The organism is Nonomuraea sp. LPB2021202275-12-8, from assembly GCF_037044575.1.
Lineage (GTDB): Bacteria > Actinomycetota > Actinomycetes > Streptosporangiales > Streptosporangiaceae > Nonomuraea.
The window spans coordinates 141021-159823 of sequence record NZ_JBAHWD010000013.1 but is presented as its reverse complement, the minus strand read 5'-3'; the positions used below and the strand labels follow the sequence as shown (position 1 = coordinate 159823).

20 protein-coding genes are annotated in these 18803 nt (G+C 71.0%); 19 read left to right on the top strand and 1 reads right to left on the bottom strand.

Going from position 1 to position 18803, the window contains the following annotated elements:
- Positions 1-128: 128 nt before the first annotated feature.
- From V5E28_RS24435 to V5E28_RS24345, 19 genes are all read left to right on the top strand, one after another.
- Positions 129-953, top strand: coding sequence for a type 1 glutamine amidotransferase domain-containing protein (locus V5E28_RS24435; RefSeq protein WP_336209438.1), 825 nt, complete (start codon positions 129-131; stop codon positions 951-953).
- Positions 947-2545, top strand: a complete 1599-nt coding sequence (locus V5E28_RS24430) for a thiamine pyrophosphate-binding protein (protein WP_336209436.1) — start codon at positions 947-949, stop codon at positions 2543-2545. The genes V5E28_RS24435 and V5E28_RS24430 overlap by 7 nt, the downstream gene beginning before the upstream one ends.
- Complete coding sequence (locus tag V5E28_RS24425) at positions 2542-2952, top strand: nuclear transport factor 2 family protein (protein WP_336209434.1); 411 nt, start codon at positions 2542-2544, stop codon at positions 2950-2952. The genes V5E28_RS24430 and V5E28_RS24425 overlap by 4 nt, the downstream gene beginning before the upstream one ends.
- 15 nt (positions 2953-2967) lie before the next feature.
- Complete coding sequence (locus V5E28_RS24420) at positions 2968-3387, top strand: nuclear transport factor 2 family protein (RefSeq protein ID WP_336209432.1); 420 nt, start codon at positions 2968-2970, stop codon at positions 3385-3387.
- Positions 3387-3836, top strand: a complete 450-nt coding sequence (locus V5E28_RS24415; protein ID WP_336209430.1) for a nuclear transport factor 2 family protein — start codon at positions 3387-3389, stop codon at positions 3834-3836. The genes V5E28_RS24420 and V5E28_RS24415 overlap by 1 nt, the downstream gene beginning before the upstream one ends.
- Positions 3826-4194: a nuclear transport factor 2 family protein gene (locus V5E28_RS24410; protein ID WP_336209429.1), complete on the top strand. Its 369-nt coding sequence runs from the start codon at positions 3826-3828 to the stop codon at positions 4192-4194. Before V5E28_RS24415 ends, V5E28_RS24410 begins: the two co-directional genes overlap by 11 nt.
- Entirely contained in the window at positions 4191-5738 is a 1548-nt protein-coding gene (locus V5E28_RS24405) for a GMC family oxidoreductase (RefSeq protein ID WP_336209427.1), read from the top strand. The genes V5E28_RS24410 and V5E28_RS24405 overlap by 4 nt, the downstream gene beginning before the upstream one ends.
- Before the next feature lies 1 nt (position 5739).
- Positions 5740-6282 carry a DJ-1/PfpI family protein gene (locus V5E28_RS24400; protein WP_336209426.1) on the top strand — a complete coding sequence of 181 codons (543 nt, stop codon included), beginning with the start codon at positions 5740-5742 and terminating at the stop codon, positions 6280-6282.
- Positions 6279-6671 carry a VOC family protein gene (locus V5E28_RS24395; RefSeq protein ID WP_336209424.1) on the top strand — a complete coding sequence of 131 codons (393 nt, stop codon included), beginning with the start codon at positions 6279-6281 and terminating at the stop codon, positions 6669-6671. Before V5E28_RS24400 ends, V5E28_RS24395 begins: the two co-directional genes overlap by 4 nt.
- Positions 6668-8482: an AGE family epimerase/isomerase gene (locus V5E28_RS24390; protein ID WP_336209422.1), complete on the top strand. Its 1815-nt coding sequence runs from the start codon at positions 6668-6670 to the stop codon at positions 8480-8482. Before V5E28_RS24395 ends, V5E28_RS24390 begins: the two co-directional genes overlap by 4 nt.
- A complete protein-coding gene (locus tag V5E28_RS24385; protein WP_336209420.1) occupies positions 8479-8835 on the top strand; it encodes an STAS domain-containing protein in 357 nt (118 codons plus the stop codon). The genes V5E28_RS24390 and V5E28_RS24385 overlap by 4 nt, the downstream gene beginning before the upstream one ends.
- Positions 8832-10916 carry a glycogen debranching protein GlgX gene (gene glgX / locus V5E28_RS24380; RefSeq protein ID WP_336209417.1) on the top strand — a complete coding sequence of 695 codons (2085 nt, stop codon included), beginning with the start codon at positions 8832-8834 and terminating at the stop codon, positions 10914-10916. Before V5E28_RS24385 ends, glgX begins: the two co-directional genes overlap by 4 nt.
- 5 nt (positions 10917-10921) lie before the next feature.
- A complete protein-coding gene (locus V5E28_RS24375; protein WP_336209416.1) occupies positions 10922-11236 on the top strand; it encodes an STAS domain-containing protein in 315 nt (104 codons plus the stop codon).
- 17 nt (positions 11237-11253) lie between these two features.
- Entirely contained in the window at positions 11254-11658 is a 405-nt protein-coding gene (locus tag V5E28_RS24370) for an ATP-binding protein (protein ID WP_336209413.1), read from the top strand.
- Positions 11651-12868: a PP2C family protein-serine/threonine phosphatase gene (locus tag V5E28_RS24365; protein WP_336209412.1), complete on the top strand. Its 1218-nt coding sequence runs from the start codon at positions 11651-11653 to the stop codon at positions 12866-12868. The genes V5E28_RS24370 and V5E28_RS24365 overlap by 8 nt, the downstream gene beginning before the upstream one ends.
- Positions 12865-13653, top strand: coding sequence for a MinD/ParA family ATP-binding protein (locus V5E28_RS24360; protein WP_336209411.1), 789 nt, complete (start codon positions 12865-12867; stop codon positions 13651-13653). The genes V5E28_RS24365 and V5E28_RS24360 overlap by 4 nt, the downstream gene beginning before the upstream one ends.
- 25 nt (positions 13654-13678) lie before the next feature.
- Positions 13679-15292, top strand: coding sequence for an FAD-dependent oxidoreductase (locus V5E28_RS24355; protein ID WP_336209409.1), 1614 nt, complete (start codon positions 13679-13681; stop codon positions 15290-15292).
- Positions 15289-16668 (top strand): ATP-binding protein, encoded by a 1380-nt coding sequence (locus V5E28_RS24350; protein ID WP_336209408.1) that lies wholly within the window; start codon positions 15289-15291, stop codon positions 16666-16668. Before V5E28_RS24355 ends, V5E28_RS24350 begins: the two co-directional genes overlap by 4 nt.
- Before the next feature lie 178 nt (positions 16669-16846).
- Positions 16847-17764, top strand: a complete 918-nt coding sequence (locus V5E28_RS24345; RefSeq protein WP_336209407.1) for a hypothetical protein — start codon at positions 16847-16849, stop codon at positions 17762-17764.
- Here V5E28_RS24345 and V5E28_RS24340 read toward each other — a convergent pair.
- Positions 17761-18759 carry a sulfotransferase family protein gene (locus tag V5E28_RS24340; RefSeq protein ID WP_336209406.1) on the bottom strand — a complete coding sequence of 333 codons (999 nt, stop codon included), beginning with the start codon at positions 18757-18759 and terminating at the stop codon, positions 17761-17763. The genes V5E28_RS24345 and V5E28_RS24340 overlap by 4 nt on opposite strands.
- Between the last annotated feature and the right edge of the window lie 44 nt (positions 18760-18803).

The window sequence follows — 18803 nt, the reverse complement described above, 5'->3', positions numbered from 1 at the left end:
TTCGACCAGCGGATACGCATGCCGCATACGCATCTGACAAAGTCGTGTGCCGCTTTCCGCCGGCGCTCTTGGGCCCGGCTTACCGTGGAGCTCGCCCAACGCATTGCCGAGCGAAATCGGAGCCTGTGGTGAGCAAGAGAATTCTGATTCTCCTTTCCGAGCACGGTTATTGGGGTGAGGAGCTCGTCGGGCCGCTGGGGGTCTTCGACGAGCGGGGTTACACCAGCGTCTTCGCCACGCCGCGCGGCCGCCGCGCGCACGCGCTGCCGCCGAGCATGGACCCCGCCTACGTCGACCCGCCGCTCGGCAGGAGCGTGACGACGCCGGAGATGGCCGAGCTGACGCGCAAGGTGGACGAGTCCAGCCGCCTGGACGACCCCGTGGACCTGTCGGCCCTGGTGCCCGAGCGGCCCTACCTCAGCTCGCCCGGCTTCCTGCGCGGGCTGGAGGACTACCACCGCGCCCTCGACCGGCTCTCCGCGGACCTGGCCGGCTACGACGCGCTGCTCATCGTGGGGGGCAGCGGACCGATCGTCGACCTGGCCAACAACGAGCGGGTGCACGCGGTCATCCTGGACTTCCTGCGGGCCGGCAAGCCGATCGCCGCCGAGTGCTACGGCGTCGCCTGCCTGGCCTTCGCCCGCGACTGGGACGACCGCGCCAGCATCATCCGCGGCAAGCACGTCACCGGCCACTGCAAGGAGTACGACTACAAGGACGGCACCGGCTTCCTCGGCACGGACTTCAACATGGGCCCGCCGCCGTACCCGCTGGAGTACATCCTGCGCGACGCCACCGCCCCTGACGGCCGCTTCCACGGCAACGTGGGCAGCCCCGTCTCGGTGGTCGTCGACTACCCGTTCGTGACCGGCCGGTCCACGCCGGACTCGGTCGAGACGGGCAGGAAGCTGGTGGCGACGCTGGAAGACGGCCTGCGCAGGCACGGATGGTGACGGGCAAGCGCGCGGTCCTCGAACAGCTCAGCGCCGACGGGGTCACGACGATGTTCGGCAACCCCGGCACGGTGGAGCAGGGGCTGCTGGACGAGCTCGGCTCCTTTCCGGACCTCAGATACGTGCTGGGCCTGGCCGAGGCCGCCGTGGTCGGCATCGCCGACGGTTACGCGCGGGCCACCGGCCGCCCGGCCGTGGTGCAGCTGCACAGCGGGGTCGGGCTCGGCAACGGCATCGGCATGCTCTATCAGGCGATGCGCGGCCACTCGCCGCTGGTGGTGATCGCCGGGGAGGCGGGGATCCGCTGGGACGCCTTCGAGGCGCAGATGTCCTGCGACCTGGTGGCGATGGCCAGGCCCGTGACCAAGTACGCGACCCGCGTCGTGCATCCGGGGTCGGTGCTGCGGGTGCTGCGCCGGGCCATGAAGATCGCGGCGACGCCGCCGCGGGGCCCGGTGTTCGTCAGCCTGCCGATGGACGTGCTCGACGCCGCCAACGACGAGCCCGTGCTGCCCACGGTGGTGCCCGACACGCGCTCGGCGCCGCATGCGGATGCGGTCCGCCGGGCGGTCGAGCTGCTCGCGGACGCCCGGCGGCCGGTGATCGTGGCCGGCGACGGAGTCGCGGACTCCGGGGCGCAGGCCTCGCTGGCGAAGGTGGCCGAGCTGCTCGGCGCACCGGTCTGGCTGGCCGACACCTCCCACGTGAACCTGGACGCGACGCATCCACTGCACCGGGGGCCGGTCGGCCACATGTTCGGCGAGGTGAGCGCGGCCAGCGTACGTGACGCCGACGCGGTGCTCGTCGTGGGCACCTACCTGTTCCCCGACGTCTTCCCGCTGCTGGAGTCGCCCTTCGCGACCGGGGCCAGGGTCGTGCACATCGACCTCAACCCGCACGAGATCGCCAAGAACTATCCGGTGGACCTCGGCATCGTCGCCGACCCGGCAGCCGCGCTGGAGGCACTCGCCGACGCGCTGCCCGCCGAGCGCCCCGCACCGGCGCCCCCTGAGCCGGTGCGGGAGCCGGAAGCCGGCGTCTTCGAGCTGTTCCTGTCGGAGCTGGCCGCGGCCGTGCCCGACGCGGTCGTCTTCGACGAGGCGCTCACCGCCGGGCCGGCGGTGGTCAGGCACTTCCCGCCGCGGGTGCCCGGCGACTACTTCCTGACCAGGGGCGGCTCGCTGGGCGTCGGCATCCCGGGCGCGATCGGCGCCAAGCTCGCCATGCCGGACCGTACCGTGATCGGCTTCACCGGCGACGGCGGCAGCATGTACACCGTCCAGGCGCTGTGGACGGCCGTCCGCGAGCGGGCCGGCGCCAAGTTCGTCATCTGCAACAACGGGCGCTACCGGCTGCTCGACGACAACCTGTCGGCCTACTGGCGCGAGCGCGGCACCGCCCCGCACGCCCTGCCGGGCTGCTTCGACCTGTCCACGCCGCCCATCGGCTTCACCCGGATCGCCGAGGGCTACGGGGTGCCCGCCATGCGCGTCACCGAGCGGGAGCACGTGGGTCCGGCCGTGGAGCGGCTTCTCGCCGACGACGAGCCGTTCCTCATCGACATCGTCACGGACAGAAAGGACGGAACATGAGCACCCACGACCTGGAGCAGTGGGTCAAGGACTGGTACCGCGCGCTGGACGAGCACGCGGACATCGAACAGTTGTGGCCCTACCTCGCCGAGGACGACCTGACCTTCACCTTCCCCGAAGGCGTCTACCGGGGCCGCGAGGAGTTCAGGCGCTGGTACGACGGCGTCGTCCGGATCTTCTTCGACGAGCAGCACACGGTGACCTCGGTCGAGGGAGACGACCGGACGCTCAAGGTCGTCGTGAACTGGCAGGCCCGCATCTGGAACCCGCCCGCGCCGCGCAGCTCCTGGCTCGGCTTCGACGCCAGGCAGACCTGGCAGGTCGTCACCGATGACGCGGGCCGCCCGCGCATCGCCACCTATGTCGTCGACGGACTCGACCCGATGCCGGGATCGGCATCCCTCTAGAAGGAGCGCATGACCATGTCCAACACCGACCTCGTGCTGAAGATGTACTCCTATTTCAACAGCGGTGAGCTGCAGAAGATCCGCGAGGAGCTGTTCCACCCGGAGATCGAGTGGCGGATGCCCGGCCACCACCCGCTGAGCGGCGCCCACAGCGGCGTCGACCAGGTCATGGCCTTCTTCGAGGCGCTGTTCAAGGCCGGCATCTGGGTCGACGGCACGCACTTCGGCGAGCTCGACGACGGCGTGGTGGTGGAGCGGCACATGGGCCACGCCAAGGTGGGTGAGACCGAGGTGCTGTTCCCGACCGTCACCACGTACGGGTTCAGGGACGGCCGGATCGCCCAGGTCCAGGTCCACACCGCCGACCAGCACGGCGTGGACACCTACATGTGGGGGCAGTTCACGCTGCGCCCCATCGGCGAGCGGATGGCCTGATGGTCACCCCCGACCTGGTGCAGGCCGCCTACGACGCGCTCGCCTCGGGCGAGGAGGAGCGCATCGCCCGCTACTGGGCGCAGGACATGCGCTGGATGGTGCCCGGCCACCACCAGCTCGCGGGCTGGTACGAGGGCCGCGCCGGCTTCCTCGGCTTCATGGCGGAGGTGGGCCGGCTGTCGGGCGGCTCCTTCGCGATGAAGCCGATCGCGGTGCTGACCGGCGAGGGCTACTCGGCCGACGTCACCCACAACGAGGGCAGGAGAGCGGGCTCCCCCGAGGGCTCGACCTCGCCGTACGACTTCCTGAACATCGACGTCGTGCACGTGCTCAAGTGGCGCGACGGCCAGGTCGTGGAGGGGCGCGGCGCGATCTTCGGCGACGGTACGGCGCGGTTCGACCAGTTCTGGTCCCAGCTCGACGCGGACGGGATCCGCCATGACGCCTAGAGAGATCGTCGACACCTACTACACGCTGGCCAACGGCGGCGAGTGGGACCGGTGGTCTGACCTGTTCGCCGCGGGCGCCGTGGTGGACGAGCAGCTCGCGGGGCGGATCGAGGGCCGGGAGACGCTGCGCGCCGCCGTGAAGGGCTTCCCCGAGCTCTACCGGCGGTTCACGAACACGCCCAGGCACGTCCTCGTGGACGGTGAGCAGGCGGCCGTGATCTCGCACATCAGCGCCGTCACCCCGGACGGGCGGCGGATCGAGGCGGACGTGGCCAACTACTTCCGGTTCGAGGGCGGGCTGATCGCCTACATGGCCAACTTCCACGACAGCGTGCCGTTCACCGGGGGCGCCACATGATGCCGGAGGAGTTCGACTACATCGTCGTCGGCACGGGGGCGGCGGGGTCCGTGGTGGCCCGGCGGCTCGCCGAGGGCGGGGACGCGCGCGTGCTGGTCCTGGAGGCGGGTGACGCGTGGATCCCGGAGGCGGTGGACATCGCGCCGCTGTGGTTCACGCTGCTGGGGTCGGAGATCGACTGGGGTTACCGGAGCGTCCCGCAGTCCGGGCTCGGGGGGCGGGTCACGGCCGAGCCGCGCGGCAAGGTCGTGGGCGGCACCAGCAACCTCTACATCATGATGCACGTGCGCGGGCATCCCGCGGACTTCGACGCCTGGGCCTACCAGGGCGCCGCAGGGTGGACCTACCAGGACTGCCTGCCGTACTTCCAGCGCCTGGAGGACCAGGAGGACAAGACCTGGGAGGGAACCGGCATCGGCGGCCCGCAGACGGTCACCAACGCCGGCAGGCACGACCCGAACCCGCACTCGCGGACCTTCATCGACGCGTGCACCCAACTCGGATATGCCGAGATTCCCGACTTCAACGGGCCGTCGATGTTCGGCGCAGGCTGGCACCACGTCAACGTGCTGAACGGCCAGCGCCGCTCGGCGCTGCGCTGCTATCTGGAGCCCGCGCTGCCCGACCTGGCCCTTCGCCCCAACGCGCGGGTGACCAGGCTGCTGTTCGACGGCGACCGGTGCACGGGCGTGGAGTATGTGCAGGGGCCGCGCGCCGCCAGGCCGGCGGGCGGCGGCCGGGAGGTGTCCACCCAGCTCGGTCAGCCGGGCACCTACCAGGTTCGCGCCCTGCGCGAGGTGATCGTGTGCGCGGGCGCGATCGAGTCGCCCAAGCTGCTCATGCTGTCCGGCATCGGCGACCCCGACCACCTGCGGGAGCTCGGCATCGAGGTACGGGCGCCGCTGCGCGGCGTCGGCCGCGACTTCCACAACCACGTGCTCACCGGGGTGATCAGGCAGACCCGCGAGCCGGTGCCCGAAGGCAGGAACAACCTGTCGGAGTCCGCGCTGTTCTGCGCGTCGGCCCCCGGCCTGCCCGCGCCCGACCTGCAGCTCGCGTTCGTGCACGTGCCCTTCGACGGGCGGCAGGCGCACGCGGTGAGCATCCTGCCGGGCGTCGTGCGGCCGGCCTCGCGCGGCTGGGTGCGGCTCGCCTCCGCCGACCCGGAGGCGGCGCCGCTGGTGAACCCCGCCTACCTGGCCGACAGCGCCGACCTGGACCGCCTGGTGCAGGGCGTGGAGCTGGCCAGGGAGATCTTCGCCGCCCCCGCGTTCGCCTCCGTGCTCGGCGAGGAGCTGTCACCGGGGCCGCAGGATCTGCGGGAGTTCGTCAGGAACAGCGCCGACAGCTATCACCACCAGGCCGGATCGTGCCGGATGGGGATCGACGACGGCGCCGTGGTGGATCCGCTGCTGCGCGTGCGCGGAATCCGCAACCTGCGGGTCGCCGACGCGAGCGTCATGCCCGCCGTCACCTCCGGCAACCCGCACGCCGCCATCCAGATGATCGGCGAGCGCTGCGCCGACTTCGTCAGGAGGGTGTGACATGCGGGTGGCCGTCCTGATGGAGAGCGACTTCTACGAGCCGGAGATCTACTACTACCAGCACCGGTTCGCTGAAGAGGGCATCGAGCTCGACCTGCTCACCCGGCTGTGGGGCGGCGACCGGCTCACCTTCACCGGCCACGAGCACCGCGCTCCCATCACCGTCACGACCAGCCTCGAACACGTCCGGCCCGGCGACTACGCGGCGGTCATCGTGCCCTCGGGCATGGTGGCCGACCGGCTGCGCTACAGCGAGAAGCCGCTCGACCTCTCACCGGCCACGGAGTTCATGCGGCAGGCGTTCGCGCTGCCCGGCGTGCTCAAGGGGGTCATCTGCCACGGCATGTGGCTGCTGGCCAAGATCCCCGAGACGGTCCGCGACCGCCCGGTGACCTGCCACAACAACCTCGTGGGCGACGTCGTCAACATGGGCGCCCGCTACCGGGACGAGGACGTGGTGGCCGACGGCGACCTGATCACCGGGCGCAGCGGCCAGCACTGTCACCAGTTCGCCCGCACGCTGATCGAAAGGTTGACCTCATGAAGTGGTCTCATGTGGCGCTGAACTGCCGCGACCTCGACGCCACCGAGGAGTTCTACCGCCGCTGGTTCGGCTTCGAACGCGCGCACAGCTTCCCCGCCGGCGGGTCGCGGATCGTGTTCCTGCGCCGCGGCGACGCCTACCTGGAGCTGTTCCAGGCGAGCGACGGGCCGCCGGGCGGCGACGGCCCGACGGCGGCCGGCACGCTGCGCCACCTGGCCCTGCAGACCGGCGACGTGGACCGGGTGCTGGCCGGCATGGGTTCGCACGCCCAGGTGACGCTCGGGCCGATGTCGTTCGACGAGTTCATCCCCGGCTGGCGCACCGTCTGGCTCACCGACCCGGACGGCACGGTCGTCGAGGTCAGCCAGGGCTTCAGGAGCACGCCATGAACGCCGGCTTCCGCTTCAGCGACCTGGTGGCGGGCCGGGTCAGCGCGCCGCTGGAGGCGGGCGGCTTCGAACTGACCACGTCCGAAGGCCAGCGGGTGCGCGTCCTGGTCGACGACAACACCTCGGCCGAGCTGCTGCGCAACCTCCAGCAGCCGTACATCGACGCGAGCGGGCACCGCGACCAGCTCCTCGTGCCCGGCGCGCTGCTGTTCGCCTACGGCGTCTACTACCCGGCGAGCGGCGGCCTGGAGTTCGAGGCCAAGCGGCTGCTGTTCACCGGCAACCGGCCGGACGACTACTCCTTCGAAGAGCCCGGCTGGTGGATCCACGAGCTCGACCGGCTGGCCGAGTTCTACCGGCGGGCCCAGTTCGGCACCGGCGAGATCGACTACCGCGACTACCGCACCCAGCTCCGGCTGGGCGGCGACAAGAACTCCAGCCACGTGCAGGAGACCGACACGATCTCCCGCCTGGTGTACGGCATGGCGACGGCGTACATGCTGACCGGCACCGACGACTACCTGGACGTGGCCGAGCGGGGCGTCGACTACCTGCGCTCGCACATGCGCTTCCTGGACGCCGACGAGGACATCGCGTACTGGTACCACGGCATCAGCGTCGAGGGATCGCTGGAGAAGAAGCTGTTCACCTCGGAGTTCGCCGACGACTACCGGGCGATCCCGATGTACGAGCAGATCTACGCCCTGGCCGGGCCCGTGCAGACCTACAGGATCAGCGGCGACCCGGAGATCCTGGCCGACGCCGAGCGGACGCTGCGCCTGTTCGACCGACACTTCCGCGACCACGGCAAGGGCGGCTACTTCACCCACCTGGACCCGATCTTCCTGGACCCGCGCCATCCGTCGGTGGCGCCCAACGACGCCAGGAAGAACTGGAACTCCGTCGGCGACCACGCCCCCGCCTACCTGATCAACCTCTATCTGGCGACGGGCCGGCCCGAATACGCCGACATGCTGGCCGACACCTTCGACACCATCGTCGAGCACTTCCCCGAGGACGACCGCAGCCCGTTCGTCCAGGAGCGCTTCATGGAGGACTGGTCACCCGACCGGGACCACGCCTGGCAGCGGGACCGCGCGGTCGTCGGCCACAACCTGAAGATCGCCTGGAACCTGATGCGCATGCACGCCCTGCGTCCCGATCCGGCCTACCGCGAACTGGCCGAGCGGATCGCCAGACGGATGCCCGAGGTGGGCGCCGACCGCAGGCGCGGCGGCTGGTACGACGTCGTCGAGCGGATCGCCGAACGCGGTTCGCACCGCTTCGTCTGGCACGACCGCAAGGCGTGGTGGCAGCAGGAGCAGGCGATCCTCGCCTACCTGATCCTGGCCGGCAGCACGGGGGAGGCGGACTTCCTGGAGGAGGCGCGCCTGGCCTCGGCCTTCTACAACGCCTTCTTCCTCGATCACGACGAGGGCGGCGTCTACTTCAACGTGCTCGCCAACGGCATGCCGTACCTCCTGGGCAACGAGCGGCTCAAGGGCAGCCACTCGATGAGCATGTACCACTCGGCCGAGCTGTGCTATCTGGCCGCCGTCTACGGCAACCTGCTGGGCCGGCGGTCGCCGATGACGCTGTGGTTCCGGCCGCTGCCCGGCGGCTTCCCCGACGGGCGGCTGCGCGTCGCCCCCGACCTGCTGCCGCCCGGCTCCGTCGTGCTGGAGAGCGTGGAGATCGACGGGCGGCCGTACGACCGGTTCGACCCGCGCGCGATGACGGTCGAGCTGCCCGATTCCAACGAGAGGCTGACGGTGCGGACGGTGGTCGCACCGGCTGGGAGGGCTTCATGAAGAGTTCCGTGATCGACGTGGACATCACGGTGGAGGGTCCCGTCACCGTCGTGTCGCTGCGCGGCGATCTCGACAGCCGTACGGCGGTGACCGTGCAGGACGAGGTGCTGAAGGTGATGAGCAGCCCCTGCATGCTGGCGATCGACCTCACGGGGCTGCGTTACATGTCCAGCGCGGGCCTGCGGGTGATGCTGCTGGTCTACCGGCAGGCGCAGCGGGTCGGCAGCAGCGTCGCGCTGGTCGGCCTGTCGGACGAACACCGGATGATCATGGACGCGGCGGGCTTCCTGCGCTTCTTCGCCGTCACGGACAGCGCCACCAACCTCCAGGGCTTCTTCCAGGTGAGCCGATGACGCTGGAGCGGATCGACTCCTATCCCACGCACCGCATCAGCGACCTGCCGGTACGGGCTGGCAACCCGCTGCTGCTCGGCGCGTCGTTCGTGCCCGGCGGGGTGAACTTCGCCGTCCACTCCGAGAGCGCCCGCCAGGTGGAGGTCCTGCTCTACCGGCGCGGCGCGCCCGAGCCGTACGCCGTGCTGCCCATCCCCGAGTCCTTCCGCACCGGCAGCGTGCACGCCATCGTGATCTACGGCCTGGAGGATCTCGACACCCTGGAGTACGGATTCCGCGTCGACGGCGGCGGGCCGCTGGCCGACCCGTACGCCAAGCTCGTGTCCGGCAGGGAGGTGTGGGGCGCGGAGCCGGACTGGGACGCGCCCTACCCGTACCGGTCGCGGCTGCTGTTCTGCGACTTCGACTGGGGCGACGACCTGCCGCCGAACATCCCCATGGAGGAGCTGGTCATCTACGAGCTGCACGTGCGCGGCTTCACCCGGCACGACAGCTCGGGAGTGTCGGCGCCCGGCACGTACGCGGGGCTGCGGGAGAAGATCCCCTACCTGCGCTCGCTGGGCGTCAACGCGATCGAGCTGATGCCGGTGTTCGAGTTCGACGAGTTCGAGAACTCGCGCCTGCACGACGGGGAGCGGCTCTACAACTTCTGGGGCTACTCGACCATCTCGTTCTTCTCGCCCAAGGCCGGGTACGCGGCCAGCGGCAGGTACGGGATGGCGGCCGACGAGTTCAAGGCCCTGGTGCGGGAGTGTCACGCCAACGGCATCGAGGTCATCCTCGACGTGGTCTTCAACCACACGGCCGAGGGCAACGAGCACGGCCCGGCGATCTCGTTCAAGGGCCTGGACAACGCGATCTGGTACATGCTCACGCCCGAGGGCTATTACTACAACTTCAGCGGCACCGGCAACACGCTCAACTGCAACCATCCGGTGGTCCGCGAGTTCGTGCTCGACTGCCTGCGTTACTGGGTGGCCGAGTACCGCATCGACGGCTTCCGCTTCGACCTGGCGGCGATCCTGTCGCGGGACGTCGACGGCACGCCGCTGCCCAACCCGCCGCTGCTGCAGACGCTGGCGTACGACCCGGTGCTACGCAGGTGCAAGCTGATCGCCGAGGCGTGGGACGCGGCCGGCCTGTACGAGGTCGGCTCCTTCCCCGACTACCAGCGCTGGTCGGAGTGGAACGGCCGCTACCGCGACGCGCTGCGCGCCTTCGTCAAGGGCGACCCGGGGGCGGCCCGCGAGATGGCGGGCCGCTACATCGGCTCACCAGACCTCTACCGGCTGCGGGGCACGCACGCCTCGGTCAACTTCGTCACCGCGCACGACGGCTTCACCCTGCGCGACCTGGTCTCCTACAACGGCAAGCACAACCAGGCCAACGGCGAGGACGGCCGCGACGGCGGCGACGACAACGTGAGCTGGAACTGCGGGCACGAGGGCGAGAGCGACGATCCCGAGGTGAACGCGCTGCGCCGACGGCAGATGAAGAACATGCTGACGTTGCTGCTCACCAGCCAGGGCGTGCCGATGATCCTGGCGGGCGACGAGCGGGCGCGCACCCAGCGCGGCAACAACAACGCCTACTGCCACGACAGCGAGCTCACCTGGATGGACTGGTCACCGGACGAGCTCGGCGAGGAGCTCATCGCCTTCACCGCCGACCTGATCGCCTTCCGCAAGGCGCATCCGGCCGTGCGGGTGGCCAAGCACCCCACCGACAAGGAGCTCGGAGCGGGGCTGCACGAGGTGAGCTGGCACGGCGAGCGGCCGTGGCAGCCCGACTGGTCGGACGAGTCCCGCCTGCTGGCCGTGGTCAGGTGCGCGCCCCTGTCCGCGGCGCCAGGCTCCGACCTCGACTGCGTGTTCGTCGTGGCGAACACGCACTGGGAGACAAGACAGATCGAGCCGCCGGCGCTTCCGCCCGGCGTCGAGTGGCGGCTCGCGATCGACACCTGGGCGGACGGCCCGGCAGGAAACCTGCCCGACCAGCGAAGGATCACGGTGAGAGAGCGGTCGACCGTGGTGCTGCACGCCCGCGTGCCGGCCGCACTGCTGGACGAGTTGCAGAGGTGAAGACGATGGGATTCAACGCAGACATTCTCACGGCAGGCCGGAACGTGGTGATCGCGCTCAGCGGCGACCTGGACGCCACGGCCGCCCCCGGCTTCTATGAGATCCTCCAACGCGCTGCCAAGGACCGGCCGCGCACGCTGGCCCTGACCATGCACGAGCTCAACTACATCTCCTCGGCCGGCCTGCGCGGGCTGGTCTTCGCCCGGCAGAACATGGGCGACGGCGTGGAGATCGTCGTCGAGGGCGCCAACGAGACCGTCACCGAGACGATCCGGATGACCGGCCTGGACCACGCCGTGGTCCTGCGCCCGGTGACCTAGCCGTGGAGACGCTGCGCGTGTCGGCATCCATCGACTCGCTCGAGCAGATCATCGCCTTCGTGATGGACCTGAGCGAGCAGGCCAGGCTGTCGCCGAAGGACGCGCACCGGCTGCGGCTGGCGACCGACGAGCTGTTCGTCAACATCGTCACGCACGGGTATCCGGCCAACGGCGGCGACCCGCACCAGATCGAGCTGCACGGCACGCCCGGCAGCGGGCACGTGCTGCTGCAGATGCACGACTGGTCGCAGCCCTTCGACCCCACCACGGCCGAGGTGGAGCAGCGCCCGGCACCGGACCGGATCGGCGGATTCGGCCTGCGGCTGGCCAAGCTCTGCGCCGACCGGCTGGCCTATGAACGGGTGGGCAACATGAACAGGACCATCATCGTCGTACGCCGGCAGGGACGCGCGAATGCATGAGCTCACCGTCCTGGTGGCGTGCCGCCAGCCACACACCGACGACATCCTGGAGTTGCGCGCGGCGCTGATCTCCGGCGGCGCCGCCATCGTCGTCGCCTCCCACAACGACATCATGGGCGGCCTGCACGACGAGCTGATCCCCCAGCTCGTCCTCATGGAGGCGCGCTTCAGCCCCGAAGAGGTGGCCGAGCTGCGCGCCAGGCTCAACCGCGCGGGCCACGGCCCCACCCCCGTGGTCTTCTGCGGCTCCGACCACTCACCGCTCGACCGCCACCTGGCACTCGGCATGGACTACCTGGTGCCGCCCTTCTCCCCCGATCTCGTGCTCAACCGGCTGCTCACCTGCAGGGAGCGGCACCAGCTCACGACCGCGGCGGGCGAGGAGGAGGTGCTCAGGCTGCTGCGCACCGAGCGCGACCTGCAGATCGGCAGGGAGATCCAGCAGGGCTTCCTGCCCGCCGAGCTGCCCAGTCCCGCCGGGTGGGACGTGGCGGTCAGGTTCGAGCCCGCCAGGGAGGTCGCGGGCGACTTCTACGACGGCTTCGACATGGTCAACGGCCGCAGGCTCGCCTACCTGGTGGCCGACGTGTGCGACAAGGGCGTGGGCGCGGCCCTGTTCATGGCGCTCATCCGCAGCCTGCTGCGGCACACCGCCAGGCAGCGCTGGGCCGGCGCCCTCACCCCCGCCATGCTGCACGGCCCCGACCTGCGGCTCTACCCGGAGCTCGGCGCCGCCCCGCTGCTCGCCGCGGTGCACGGCACCAACGACTACATGGTCGAGAACCACATGCGGCAGGCGTACTTCGCCACGCTGTTCTTCTGCGTGCTCGACCCCGCCTCCGGCGCGGTCACCTACATCAACGGCGGCCACAACCCGCCCGTGGTGACCCGCGCGGGCGGCGGGCACGAGCTGCTCCAGCCGACCGGTCCGGCGGTCGGCCTGTGGCCGGACGCGCTGTTCGAGATCGGCGGCACCGTGCTCCGGCCGGACGACACCCTGTTCGCCTACACCGACGGCGTGACCGAGGCGATGGACGAGTCCGGCACCATGTTCACCCTCGGGCGGCTGGTCGACCTGCTGGCCACGGGCGTCGACGACGGCGCCGAGGAGATCATCGAGCGGGTGCACGCCCGGGTGCTCGCGCACATGGGCAGCGCCGACCAGCATGACGACATCACCATGCTCGCGATCAGGAGGAACGGCTCATGACACTTGTCCTGACCCCCTACTCGCCCAGGGGCGGCACGGGCAAGTCGCACCTGGTCGCCAACATCGCCGTGGTGGCCGCGATGTCGGGCAAGCGGGTCGCGATCCTCGACACCGCGCTGCAGTCTCCCTGCCTCGACGTGATGTTCAACCTCGCGGGCGGGGAGGGGCCCACGCTCACGGACTACCTGCTCGGCTCGTGCGAGATCCTCGAGACCGCGCACGACAAGGCGGCGAGCGTCACCTGCGACCTCGACGAGATCGGCGGGGCGCTGTTCGTGGTCCCCTCCTGCCGGGACGAGCGCGACGCCGCCCAGGTGCTGTCCACCGGCTACGACCCCGGCCTGCTGGTCGACGGCTGCCGCCGCCTGATCGAGGCGCTCCAGCTCGACCTGCTGCTGCTGGACACCCCGCCGGGGCTGAGCAGCGAGGCGGTCATCTGCGTGCGTCTGGCCCACACGATCATCGTGGTCGAGCGGCCCGACGCCCTGCACGCGCCGCGCAAGCCGTACAGCCCGTCCTCGATGGCGCAGGGGGCCGACGTACGGGTGGTGGTGAACATGGTGCCCGAGCTGATGTCGGAGGAGGAGGTGCTGCGCAGGACCCGCTCGGCGTACGACTTCGCGCCGGACGCGATCCTGCGTTACACGCCCGAGCTGGCCGCCCTCGACGCGGGCGGGGTGTTCGTCTGCGAGCATCCGGACAGCCCGCTGTCGGCGCGGCTGCGCGAGCTCACCGACCGGCTGGTGCCGACGCCTTTACCCGTCCGCGACGCGCGAGTACCGTGATCGACGCCTCGTCCTTGGGAGGGCCGTGACCCCCACGAGATCAGATTCCCCCGACCGGCGCCCCGTCATCCTCGCCGTCGACGACGATCCACAGGTGCTCCGGGCGATCCGGCGTGACCTGCGGCGCGCCTACTCGGCCCGCTACCGCATCCTCGCCGCGGGCTCGCCCGGCGACGCCGAGAAGGTGCTGTCCGAGCTGGCCGGCCGGGGAGAGGAGCCGGCGCTGCTCGTCTCCGACCAGCGCATGCCCGGCGGCAGTGGAGTCGACTTCCTGCGCGGCTCGATGACGCTGTTCCCGGACGCGCGCCGGGTGCTGCTGACCGCCTACGCCGACACCGAGGCGGCGATCGCGGCCATCAACGAGGCCCGGCTCGACCACTACCTGATGAAGCCGTGGGAGCCGCCCGAAGAGCGCTTCTACCCGGTGCTCGACGACCTGCTGAACGACTGGCAGGCCAGCAAGGCGGAGCACTGGCAGGGCATCAGGGTGTTCGGCCAGCGCTTCAGCCCCGACACGCACGCCGTGCGCGACTTCCTCACCCGGCACCTGGTGCCGTTCAGGTTCACCGACGTCGACAGGGAGCCGGACAGCGTGGCCGGGCTGCTGCCGCCGGTGGTGGAGTTCCCCGACGGGGAGCGGCTGGCCTCGCCGGAGCTCCCGGAGCTGGCCGCGCGGCTCGGGCTGACGACCGTGGCGGAGCGGCGGGCGTACGACCTGGTGATCGTGGGGGCGGGGCCGGCCGGGCTGGCCGCCGCCGTGTACGGGGCCTCCGAGGGGCTGAGCACGATCGCGATCGACAGGGAGGCGCCCGGCGGGCAGGCGGGCACCAGCTCCAGGATCGAGAACTACCTCGGCTTCCCCGCCGGCCTGTCGGGCGGCGACCTGGCACGCAGGGCCGCCGCCCAGGCGCGCAGGCTCGGCGCGGAGATCCTGGCCCCGCAGGAGGTGGCCGCGCTGCGGGTGGAGGGCGCGGTCAAGGTCCTCACGCTCACCGACGGCACGGAGATCACCGCGCAGGCGCTGATCCTGGCGACCGGCGTCAGCTACAACCGGCTCGACGTGCCGGGCGCGGCCGCGCTGGAGGGCGCGGGCCTGTATTACGGCGCCGCCTCCACCGAGGCGATGTCGTGCGCAGGCCAGACCGTGTGCGTCATCGGCGGCGCCAACTCGGCGGGGCAGGCGGCGATGTACTTCGCCAAGTACGCCGACAGGGTGATCATGCTGGTCCGCGGCGCCTCGCTGGAGGCGAGGATGTCCACCTACCTGATCGAGCAGATCCGCGCCGTCCCCACCATCGAGGTCCGCCCCGGCACCCGGGTGCTGGGCATGAACGGCGGCGGGCGGCTGGAGAGCGTGACCGTGAGCGGCCCGGACGGCGAGGAGACGCTGCCGGCCGAGGCCGCCGTCACCTTCATCGGCGCCTCGCCGTGCACCGGCTGGCTGCCCGGCGACATCGAGCTCGACGAGCACGGCTTCGTGGTCACCGGCGGCGAGGGCAGAGCCCTGCTCGAATCCACCGTGCCCGGGGTCTTCGCGGCGGGCGACACCCGCAGCGGCGCGATGCGCCGGGTCGCCTCCGCCGTCGGCGAGGGCGCCATGGCCGTCGCCTTCGTCCACGAGTATCTGGCGGCGCCATGATGGAGTTACGCGACATCCCCCTGTTCGAGAGCCTGTCGCAGGACACGCTCGCCTGGGTGGACCAGGCCATGGACGTGCGGGAGGCCGAGCCGGGCGACGTGCTGTTCGCCGAGGGTGACCCGCCGAGCGGGCTGTTCATCCTGCTGGCGGGGGAGCTCACACTGACCAAGACCGTCGGCGGGCGCGAGGAGGTGCTGACCCGGCACCGCATCTCCGGCGACCCGCCCGAGACGGACAAGCCGTCCGCCGCGAACTTCTTCACCGGCGAGGTCCAGCTCCTGACCGGCGAGCCGCACATCGCGACCGCCACCGTCACCGCGCCGGGCCGGGTGGGCGTGCTCTGCCCCGCCGACTTCGAGGACATGCTCGGACGCTGCCCGGAGATCGCCAGGGTGATGCTGCCCGTGCTGGCCTGGCGGATCAGGGCCGAGGAGACCAAGGCCCGCGAGCGCGGCATGCTCACGGCCCTCGGCACCGTCGCCGCCGGGCTCGCGCACGAGCTGAACAACCCCGCCGCCGCCGCCAAGCGCGCCACCGCCCAGCTCCCCAGGGCCATCGTCGAGCTGGAGGCCGCCGCGGCCGCCTGGAGCGCGCACGGCCACCGCGACGACGTCAGGCAGGGCCTGACCGCCAGGACCGGGATCGGCGCGCTCGCCGCCGCCGACCTCGAAGACGAAATCAGCGACTGGCTGGACGACCACGGCCAGGAAGCCGCGGCCGCCGAGTCCGGCCTGCTCGCCGACGGCGGCGCGGACCCGGCCTGGCTGGACGCGCTGGCCGGACGGGTGGGCGAGGCGCTGGAGCCCGCGCTGCGCTATCTGTGCGCGATCCTGACCGTGGAGTCGCTGGCCACGGACCTGACCGACAGCGTGTCCCGGCTCAGCGCGCTCGTGGACGACGTGCGCACCTACACCCAGCTCGACCGGGCCCCCGAACAGGAGGTGGACATCCACCAGGGGCTGGAGTCCACGCTGCGCCTGCTGTCGGCGAAGTCCTCGGGGATCACCGTCCACCGCGACTACGACCCCGCCCTGCCACTGCTGACCGCGCGGGGTGCCGAGCTCAACCAGGTGTGGACCAACCTGATCGACAACGCGCTCGACGCCCTCGGCGGCAAGGGCGAGTTGCATCTGCGCACCCGCCGGGACGGCACCTGCGTGGCCGTGGAGATCGCCGACACCGGCCCCGGCATCCCCCAGGAGATCCGCGGCCGCCTGTTCGAGCCGTTCTTCACCACCAAGGACATCGGCAAGGGCACCGGCCTCGGCCTGCACATCGTCTACCGTGTCGTCACCGAGCAGCACGGCGGTTCGATCGAGGTGGACTCGGCGCCCGGCAGGACCTCCATGGTGGTCCGCCTTCCCGGCCGGTCCTAGCGCCGGAACTCGCCCGGCCGCGAGACGCACGCCCCGAGCTCGTGGCCGGCGGCCGTATGCTGTTATTTCCGAGGAAATCAATCGGGAATATATGAAATAGTCAAGGGATCTCGATCCTGGCACCATGAAGGGCGGAACCTCCATGAATCTCCTTGGCTCGCGGCCTAACCTCGTGTCCATGTCGATCAATGATCGGATCGCCCCCGACGCCGGGGCCTTCCTCCCTGTCCCTGACCAGTCGGTGGCCGCCATCGTGCCGGAGGCCCCCGGGCAGGGCCACTGGGCCGGCGCGCCCAGTGCCGTGGCCTGGGACGGGTCGATCTACCTGGCCTACCGGTTGCGCAGGCCCATCGGGGAGGGGCGCGGTCACGCCGTGGTCGTGGCGCGCTCCACCGACGGCGAGCGCTTCGAGACCCTGTTGACGATCACGCGGACGGAGATGGACGCCGAGTCCCTTGAGCGCCCGTCGCTGGTCCGCACCGAGGAGGGGCGCTGGCGGCTCTACCTCAGCTGCGCCACCTACGGCACCAAGCACTGGCGGGTGGAGGTGCTCGAAGCCGACGACCCCGCCGCGTTCGACCCCGCCGGCCGGATCACGGTGCTGCCCGGCGACCCCAAGACCGGGGTCAAGGACACGGTGATCGTACGGCGCGGCGGGACCTGGCACCTGTGGGCCTCCTGCCACCCGCTGGCCGACCCCGACGAGGCCGACCAGATGGTGACCGACTACGCGACCAGCGACGACGGCCTCCAGTGGACCTGGCACGGCACCGCACTGAGCGGCCGCCCCGGCACCTGGGACGCGCGTGGCACCCGGGTCGCCGCCGTGCGCTTCACCGATGACGGCGTGCTCGCCTACTACGACGGCCGGGCCAGCGCGGCGGAGAACTACGAGGAGCGGACGGGGATCGCCGCGGGATCGGACCCGGCGGCGCTGACGCCCGTGGGCACCGAGCCCGCCGCGTCCTCCCCGCACGCCGGCGGTGGGCTGCGCTACCTGGACATCGTCGACCTGCCCGGCGGCGGCGTGCGGCTCTACTACGAGTACACGCGCGCCGACGGCGGCCACGAGCTGCGCACCGAACTGCGCGCCTAGCCGGACTTCGGCCGTGGCCGGCCGTTGCGTGACTGGCGCTGGCCTGGCGGGCGGGCCCCGACGAGCCCGCCCGAGCGCTCTCTCGGCTGCAACCAGTCGCCGAAGTCCTCGCCGGTGACGTCCTGCAGCAGCGCGATGTCGTCGGCGAAGTGGGGGATGAGCTGCTGGCGCTGTTCCCAGGTGAGCGGCTGCCGCGAGTTGCCGCGCCGCTGGAGCAGGTGCTCGATGCGCTCCGTCAGCGTCTCCCCCAGGCCGAGCGGCAGGAACCGGCCGATGCGCGCGCCTGTCCTGAGGGTCGCGGACAGCAGGGCGTGCCGGCCTCCGGCCTCCGGGTGCGCGGTCACGTTCTCCCTGGGCATCCCGGTGAGGACGCCCTGTTCGACGCCCAGGAAGGCGCAGATCCGGTCCAGCGTCTCGGTGGGCCTGTCGACCAGGTCCCGATAGCGGAAGACCAGCACCTGCTCGCGGGGGAACAGCGTGAACAGGTGCGCGAGCTGCTCGCCGTACCTGCCCAGCCCCACGTAGTGCCAGAAGTGCGCCCATCCCGCCGTGATCCGGCGTGGCTCCGCGGCGCACGCGCGCACCACGTCGCCGATCGGTTCCAGCCCGGCGGACCACAGATGGGTCCAGTTGGAGTGGGCCCGCTCGACGGGGTCGCGGACGATCACGATGAGCCGCGCCTGCGGGATGGTCTCCCGGATGCGCCGCTGCGCGTCCAGGTCGTACAGGTAGAAGGGAGTGGCCTCGCCGAGCAGTGCGCCTTGCGGCGCCGCGGAGAAGAGTGCCTCGTAGTCCTGCCTGCGCCAGACGTGCTCCCGGTAGGTCTGGGCGTCGCCGGGGCCGCCGCGGGCGGGCGGCGGTCCGTCGTCGGTGAGGAAGAACTTGGGCTCTTTGACATGGGACAGGTAGAGCGCGGGGTGCTCGTTGAGTGCGGCATGCAGGGCTGTCGTCCCGGTCTTCGGGGCGCCGATCACCAGGAAGTGGGGCAGCGGCATCGTCCTCGTCCTTCCCTAATCCACACGTGTGAATCCTTATTTTC